Here is a 6811-nt window from a genome sequence, read left to right on the forward strand (position 1 = left end):
TGCCCCGGTTCGCCGGTTCACGCTGTCGAGGGCCGTTGTGCGGGTAGCGTTCGGTCGAGATGACCGAGGCCAGAGCGGAGCTCATGGTGGGCCGGGGCCCACCCTATGCACCGGAATAGGGTGGGCCCTGGCCCATCGTGACGTGGACACTCGGCCCGGTATGTCTATCCCATGCTTCGATGGCCATCGTGCACATCTTGCGGTGGGGAGACCGGAGCGGGAGTTGGGCTCATGGTGGGCCAGGGCCCAGCCTGTGCGGTGGTCGCACGCCCGCCGCGCAAGGCCGCTTCGAATCCCGAATCCCGAATCCCGAATCCCGAATCCCGAATCCCGAATGCCGAATGCCGAATCCCGGCGCCGAGAGCAGTTCTCCTACCCGAAGCGGCGGACATTCCCGATGGCATGGATCTGCCGCGCAGGTCGAACCTGTGCGCATGCCGAACTATCGACGCCCATGGATCCCCGGCGCGACGTCGTTCTTCACAGTGAACCTGTGGAACCGGGAGTCGCGCCTGCTGGTGGACAACATCGAGGCCCTGCGCGAGGCGTTTCGCGATACGCGCAAGGTGCTGCCGTTCACCCCCATCGCCATGGTGGTGCTGCCGGATCATCTGCACTGCCTGTGGTCGCTGACCGAGGGCGACGCTGACAACGCCGCACGCTGGCAGAGGATCAAGAGCGTCTTCTCGCGAGCGCTTCCCGAGAGCGAGCTGCGCAGCGCCAGCCGCGCGTCGAAGCGTGAGCGCGGCCTCTGGCAGCGCCGCTACTTCGAGCGGGTGATCGTCGACGAACTCGACCTGCGCGCGCACATCGATTACCTCCACTACAACCCGGTCAAGCACGGCCACGTGCAGCGCGCGATCGACTGGCCGCATTCGAGCTTGCATCGCTACGTCGAGCGCGGTTGGCTTGCGCCCGATTGGGGCACGTCCCTGGCGGCTTTCAATCACGCCTTGGGTGAAGTGCGTGCGTGACTCGCACGACGCCATCGATTCCCACACCGCATAGGGTGGGCCCCGGCCCACCGTGGCGTGGACGCTCGCCCCGGTTCGTCGGTTCACCATGTCGAAGCCCTCGGTGGGGGCGGCGTTCGGTCGAGATGACCGAGGCCAGAGTGGAGCTCATGGTGGGCCAGGGCCCACCCTATGCGGGTGTCGCGAGCCCGCTCGTCGCGCAAGGCCGCTTCGAATCCCGAATCCCGCACCCGCCGCAAATCCAAGCGCAGAAGGCGACCTCATCCAGGGCTCGAAGAACACGGGCGTTGAATGCGAAGCAAAAGCCCATAGGGTGGGCCCTGGCCCACCGTGGCATGGGCGCTTGCCCCGGTCCGTCGATGCGCCGTCGCGAGGACGGTGCTTCGGTGCACGTTGGGGTGGGATAACCGGGGCCAGAGCGGAGCTCATGGTGGGCCAGGGCCCACCCTATGCGGGTGTCGCGAGCCCGCTCGCCGTGCCACGCTATTTCGACTCTCGACTCCCAGCCCTCAGCCCCTGAGCTCCTCCTGCGCCTTCGCCAGCCCCGCTTCGATCTCGGCGCGGCGGCCGGCGTCGGCGCTTTCGCGACCGGGGCGGGGTGGCGCGGCCAAGGCTTTCTGGAAGGCCTGCACGGCGCCGGCGTAGTCCTCCTGGTCGAGCAGGAAATCTCCCCAGAAGTAGTTGGCGTCGATGCCGTCGGGCGCGATCGACAGGCCTTGCTGCAGCAGCTCGCGCGCCGTGTCCTCGTCGCCGAAGCCGAGCGGCCAGCCGGGCACCTGGTAGTACAGGCTGCCAAGGCTGGTGTAGGCCGAGCCATCGAGCACGCGACCGTCCTTCGCGATCACCGCCTCGAACTCCCTGCGCGCCTGCTTGCACAGGCTGAGCGCGCCGAGGCCGCCCTGGGCGCCGGCTTCGCTGGCCAGCACGATGCCTTTCCACACCTGCAGGCGAAGGTCGCCCGGGGCGCGCTGCTGGGCGCGACCGATCTCGTTCACCAGCGCATCGAAGGCCTTGACGCGCTCGCCCTCCGGCAGCTGGTAGCGGATCTCGGCCCAGCGCGACTGGATGGCGGGCAGTGGGTCGTCCACCGCGGCGGTGCCGGCGGTGCCGCTCTCGCTGATTGCGTCCTGCGCCAGGGCCGCAGGGATTGGACCGAGGCCCACCAGCAGGACGGTCGACAGAGCCAGTGCGAGCGCGAGGCTCGGGGGCTCTCGGCGCGCGCCTGAGTCAGTGCTCGTGTTGCGGCAGGACCGGGCTTCGGCGGAAGTGTTCATGGCAAGGCTCCTTGCTGCGTAGACGAAGGGGTTGGGGTGCGGCCGGGCGTAAGCGCGCCGCTGACGATGGTGGTCTTGCCCCGCGCCGTGGAGGGCGCGCGGGAAGACCGGGAATGCGGTCGCTTGACCACCCGAACGGCACCGGCGGTATGCGCCGGACGCGCCCGCGCTGATCCGGTCGCGGCGGCCATGATCAGCATTGCCCAAGCTCACTCACGGACTGCGGCGCCGGTGAACGCGGCTCCGGCGTCGGCGCTGTGCCCTCGGCGAGAGGCCGGATGACGCTGCTCGTGGGCGTAGGCGCCGTCCGACGATCGAACGCGGGGGTGACCTGCGCTGGGCTCGGCGCCGCAGCAAATGACTTCGGCGGCACCGATGGCCGTCGATCGACCGCCGCATGCGTCCTCACCACCGGCAGCGCCGAGCGCAGGCCGCGATCGACCAGCGTGGGAAACGCGCCGTTGAGCCAGGCGAAGAGCTTCTCCGGCCAGCCCAGCTGGCGTCGGCGGGTGCCGGCGCGCAGGGCGTGGACGATCTGCGCAGCAACCTCGTCGACCGCATCGACGTGGGTGCCCAGCGCCTTGTTCAGAGCCACGACATTCGGTGGATTGAAGGCCGTATCGGTGGCGCGCGGGGCGATCCATTGCGCGACCAGGCCCGAGTCCGCGTGCTCGCGGCCCAGCGCCTCGATGAAGCCGCGCAGGGCGAACTTCGATGCGCTGTAGGCGGCGAAGCCCGGATGCGCCAGGCTGCCGAAGGTCGAACCCACCGCCAGCACGCGCGACTCCGGGCGCTTCAGCAGGGCCGGCAGCAGGGCCTGGGTCAGCGCCATCGGCGCCAGCACGTTGGTGTGGAACATCGCTTCGCGCTCGCCGGCCTCACTGTTCACGAACAGGCCAAAGCTGCCCAGCGCGGCGGCGTGGATCAGCGCATCGGGTGCAGCGGCGACCTCGGCGATGCGCGCACGGTCGCGGGCGCAGTTGATGTCGGCGACCAGCGGCTGCAGCCGGCCGGGACGGCCCGCGGCGCGCTGGCGCAGGGCTTCCAGCGCCGCGGAGCGTCGGCCGACGGCGATCACCTGCGCGCCCTCGGCGCAGAGTTCCAGCGCCAGCGCGCTGCCGATGCCGCCGCTGGCGCCGGTCAGCACCACGGTCTTGCCGTTGAGCTCCATCACGCGGCCTCCGCCAGCTGGGCGCCGGCCTCGATGCTGCGGAAGATGTCGGCGTAGAGGCGATAGAAGCGGCGCGCGGCGTGGATGATCACGGCCTGCTCGGCCGGGTCTTCGATGCGGTCCATCAGGCGCTCGTAGAAACCGGTGTGCTCGATGTCGAGATCGCCGTGCGAGCGCAGGTAGGTGAAGGCCGTGCGCGGCAGGCCGAGGCTGCGCTCGATGGCTTCGGCCGCGCGCGTCGCCAGCGCCACGCTGGTGCCTTCGAGCACCAGCACCATGCCGAAGAAGCTGAGCGGCGAGACCCGCGCGATGCCGTCGTAGGCATAGGCCACCATCAGCTCGGTGGCGTGCAGCGGCGTACTTTCAGCCCAGCGGGCGCGGTCCTCGCCCAGGGCCTCGAGGTCGTCGAGGATCCACTCCTCATGGCCGATCTCCTCCTCGATGTACTCGGCCACCGCGCGCCGCAGCCACTCGTGGCGGGCCGGCAGCCGCGCGCCGCAGGCCATCAGCAGGGGCACGGTGTGGCGCACGTGGTGGAAGGCCTGGCCGAGGAAGGCCGCGTATTCCTCGCGGCGGATGCGGCCGGCGAGCGCGCGCTGCACGATCGGCAGGCCCTGAAGTTCGGCGCGCTCGCGCGCGGTGTCGGCAAGCAATCGGGCGTGGAAGCTCATGCGGGGATCTCCTGGGGCGAAGAGGCGTGGGAAGCGGAATGCGAGGTCGCGATCAGGGCCGCGTCCAGACCCTGCGCACGGCGCGCGGCGAGGGCCTCGGCGTAGTGCGCAAGCACGGCTTCGCGGCGCGGCCGGCCGTTGGCGGTGAGCAGGCCGGCTTCGATCGACAGCGGTGCGGGCAGGCGCAGCACGCCGCCGATGCGCGCGTAGTCGGGCAGGCCGGCGTTGACGCGGGCGACGATCCGCAGCAGCTCGGCCTCGCTCAGCGCCGGATCGCGCGGCCAGATCAAGGCGAGATTCCAGGGCTCGGCTTCGCCGCTCACCACCGCCTGGGCGATCGCGGGCTCAGCCAGCAGCTCGCCCTCGACCCAGGCCGGGGCCACGTTGCGGCCATAGCTGGTGATGAACATCTCGCGCAGGCGGCCTTCGATGTGCACGCGGCCCTGCGCGTCGATGGCGCCGAGATCGCCGGTGCGCAGCGGGCCCGGCGGCGGTGCCGGCTCACCAAGGTAGCCGAGGAAGCGCGGACCGTCGACGCAGAGCTCGCCGCTGTCAGCGAGGCTCAGCCGCAGGTGCGGCAGCGGCCGGCCGACGCTGCCGGGCGTGACCTCGCCCGGGCGATTCAGGCACACCACCGAGCCGGCTTCGCTGAGGCCATAGCCCTCGAACACGGTGAGTCCGGCGGCGGCCGCGCGCTGCAGCAGGCGCGGCGCGACGCGGGCGCCGCCGACCGCGATCAGTCGCGGCGGCTGCGGTAGCGGCCCCGCCGCGGCGATTGCCAGCAGCAGCCCATCAAGCAGCTGCGGCACCAGGATCAGGCTGTGGGGCTGGACTTCGGCCAGCACGGCGCGCAGGCGCAGCGGATCAAGCCCGGCCGCGCCGCTGTAGCCCAGCTCGGTCAAGCCCCGCAATTCGACGCGAGCGCCGACGAACAGCGCGGCATAGGCGCCGACGGTTTCCAGCAGGGTCGACAGCGGCAGAGCGCAAAGATGATGGCGCGGTGCCAGCGCATCGAAGGCTTCACCCAGCGAGCCTGCGACCTGGGCCAGATGTTCAGCGGACAGACACACGCCCTTGGGCGCGCCGGTGCTGCCGCTGGTGTAGGTGATGCAGGCGGTGCCCGGCGGCAGTGCAACAGCCTCTGCCGGCGCGGCGCGACGCCAGAGCGACAGGCCCGGCCAGGGCGCGGAGGCTTCGCAGCGCCAGCTGGCGTCGGGGGCCGTCGCGCCCTGCGGCAGAACAAGCAGGCGCGCGCCGCTCTGGTCCAGCGCGTGCTGGCACTGCGCGGGAGTGAAGTAGGGTGGCAGTGCCAACGCGGCGACATCGGCCGCCTGCGCCGCCAGCTCGACCAGCAGGGCCGGCACGCCGTTGTCGAGCCGGCTGGCCAGCACCGGGCCCTCGATGCGCAGGGCGTACAGCAGACCAGTCAACACGTCGGCGAGCTCGCCGAAGCGCAGCGCCCAGCGGCCGTCCTTCAGGGCCAGCGCCCGCGGCTGCGCGCGGGCGGTTTCGAGCACGCGGGCGTACAGCGCGTTGTGGGTCGACGGACGGCTCATGCCGGTGCTCCGCAGCCGAGCGTGGTCCGGCTCATCGCGGGCACGTCGCGTGTGGCCGCGTCCGCAGCGCGCTCCGGCAGGTCGACGCGAGCGCCATCGAGATCGCCGAACAGCACCTCGGGATCGGTCTCGTAGTAGCGGCCCCAGGCCTCACCTTCCGCCCCCAGCGCTTCGGCCTGCGCCCGGCACAGGAAGCGCGGGTCCAGGCCGAGACGGGCGAAGGCATTGCGCAGCTGGCGGGTGGCGGCGAACAGGGTCCAGCGCAGACCGGCACCACGCAGCAGCGGGATCAGCGCCAGGATCAGTGCGCGCGCCGCACCCGGCGTGGCGGCGGCGAAGTTGCCGATCTCCACCACCTCGGCGCGCGGCGGCATGTGGCCCAGACGCTCGGCGAGCACGCGCTCGACCGGCGCGCCGAGGTAGCGCTCGACGAAGAGCGGGCCCTCGATGGCGCAGCGCAGGCCGACCGCGGCGATGAGCGTGCCATCGGCGTCGCGGAAAGCCAGCAGATGCGGCATCAGCGCCGGCGGCCGCGCGTCGAAGCGGGCGGCATAGATGCGCTGGATGAAGGCCTCGACCTCGGCACGCTGCGGATGTGCACGGTCGATGCAGTCGGCGTGGCGGAAGGCGCGAGGCCCATGGCGGGAGGTGTCCATGGCGCAGAGCCTGCGCGCTGAAGCTTGGGCCAGGCTTGGAGCTGCGTTAAGCGCTTCTTCGCAGCGGGTTAAGGATTTGCTGCGTGGGCAGGGCGCGGGCGTCGATGAAGACGCTGCGGCTACCGCAGCTCGCGGTGGATCCCGGGATCGCAGGATTGGGGATTGGGATTGGGGATTCGCAAGAGCAAGCGACCCCGGTTCCTATCGCGCGCCCAGAGCGCGCATAGGGTGGGCCCTGGCCCACCATGAGCTCGACACCTGCCGCGCACAGGGTGGTCGTCGGCGCAAGGCCGGCCATCCGGGTACTCCTCCGTCGAAGTTCCGGGGCGAGCCTCCAGGCCACGGTGGGCCAGGGCCCACCCTATGCAGGCTTCGGCTTCGGCTCTGGCTCTGGCTTTCGCTTCGGCTTCGGCTTCGGCTTCGGCTTTGGCGGGCAGGAGCCCGCGCTCTTCAAGGGGCCCCTGGGGAGCGGCGGGAGGCGGTCGATCCGCCCGCAGGGTTGGCCGCAG

6 protein-coding genes are annotated in these 6811 nt (G+C 71.3%); 1 reads left to right on the forward strand and 5 read right to left on the reverse strand.

Annotated features, from left to right (window positions below):
* The first annotated feature begins 434 nt into the window (after positions 1 to 434).
* Complete coding sequence (locus Q0654_RS15935; protein ID WP_298855705.1) at positions 435 to 974, forward strand: transposase; 540 nt, start codon at positions 435 to 437, stop codon at positions 972 to 974.
* A 509-nt stretch (positions 975 to 1483) separates the two neighbouring features.
* On the opposite strand, the gene Q0654_RS15940 is transcribed toward Q0654_RS15935, so the two are convergent.
* The 5 genes from Q0654_RS15940 to Q0654_RS15960 form a co-directional block, all read right to left on the reverse strand.
* Entirely contained in the window at positions 1484 to 2248 is a 765-nt protein-coding gene (locus Q0654_RS15940; RefSeq protein ID WP_298855707.1) for a hypothetical protein, read from the reverse strand.
* A 193-nt stretch (positions 2249 to 2441) separates the two neighbouring features.
* Positions 2442 to 3419, reverse strand: coding sequence for an SDR family oxidoreductase (locus tag Q0654_RS15945; RefSeq protein ID WP_298855714.1), 978 nt, complete (start codon positions 3417 to 3419; stop codon positions 2442 to 2444).
* Positions 3419 to 4090 (reverse strand): iron-containing redox enzyme family protein, encoded by a 672-nt coding sequence (locus Q0654_RS15950; protein WP_298855708.1) that lies wholly within the window; start codon positions 4088 to 4090, stop codon positions 3419 to 3421. Before Q0654_RS15950 ends, Q0654_RS15945 begins: the two co-directional genes overlap by 1 nt.
* Positions 4087 to 5646 carry an AMP-binding protein gene (locus tag Q0654_RS15955; protein ID WP_298855710.1) on the reverse strand — a complete coding sequence of 520 codons (1560 nt, stop codon included), beginning with the start codon at positions 5644 to 5646 and terminating at the stop codon, positions 4087 to 4089. Before Q0654_RS15955 ends, Q0654_RS15950 begins: the two co-directional genes overlap by 4 nt.
* A complete protein-coding gene (locus Q0654_RS15960) occupies positions 5643 to 6302 on the reverse strand; it encodes a thermostable hemolysin (RefSeq protein ID WP_298855712.1) in 660 nt (219 codons plus the stop codon). Before Q0654_RS15960 ends, Q0654_RS15955 begins: the two co-directional genes overlap by 4 nt.
* Between the last annotated feature and the right edge of the window lie 509 nt (positions 6303 to 6811).

The sequence above is a fragment of the uncultured Aquimonas sp. genome, assembly GCF_937888285.1.
In the GTDB taxonomy this organism is placed as follows: domain Bacteria; phylum Pseudomonadota; class Gammaproteobacteria; order Xanthomonadales; family Xanthomonadaceae; genus Aquimonas.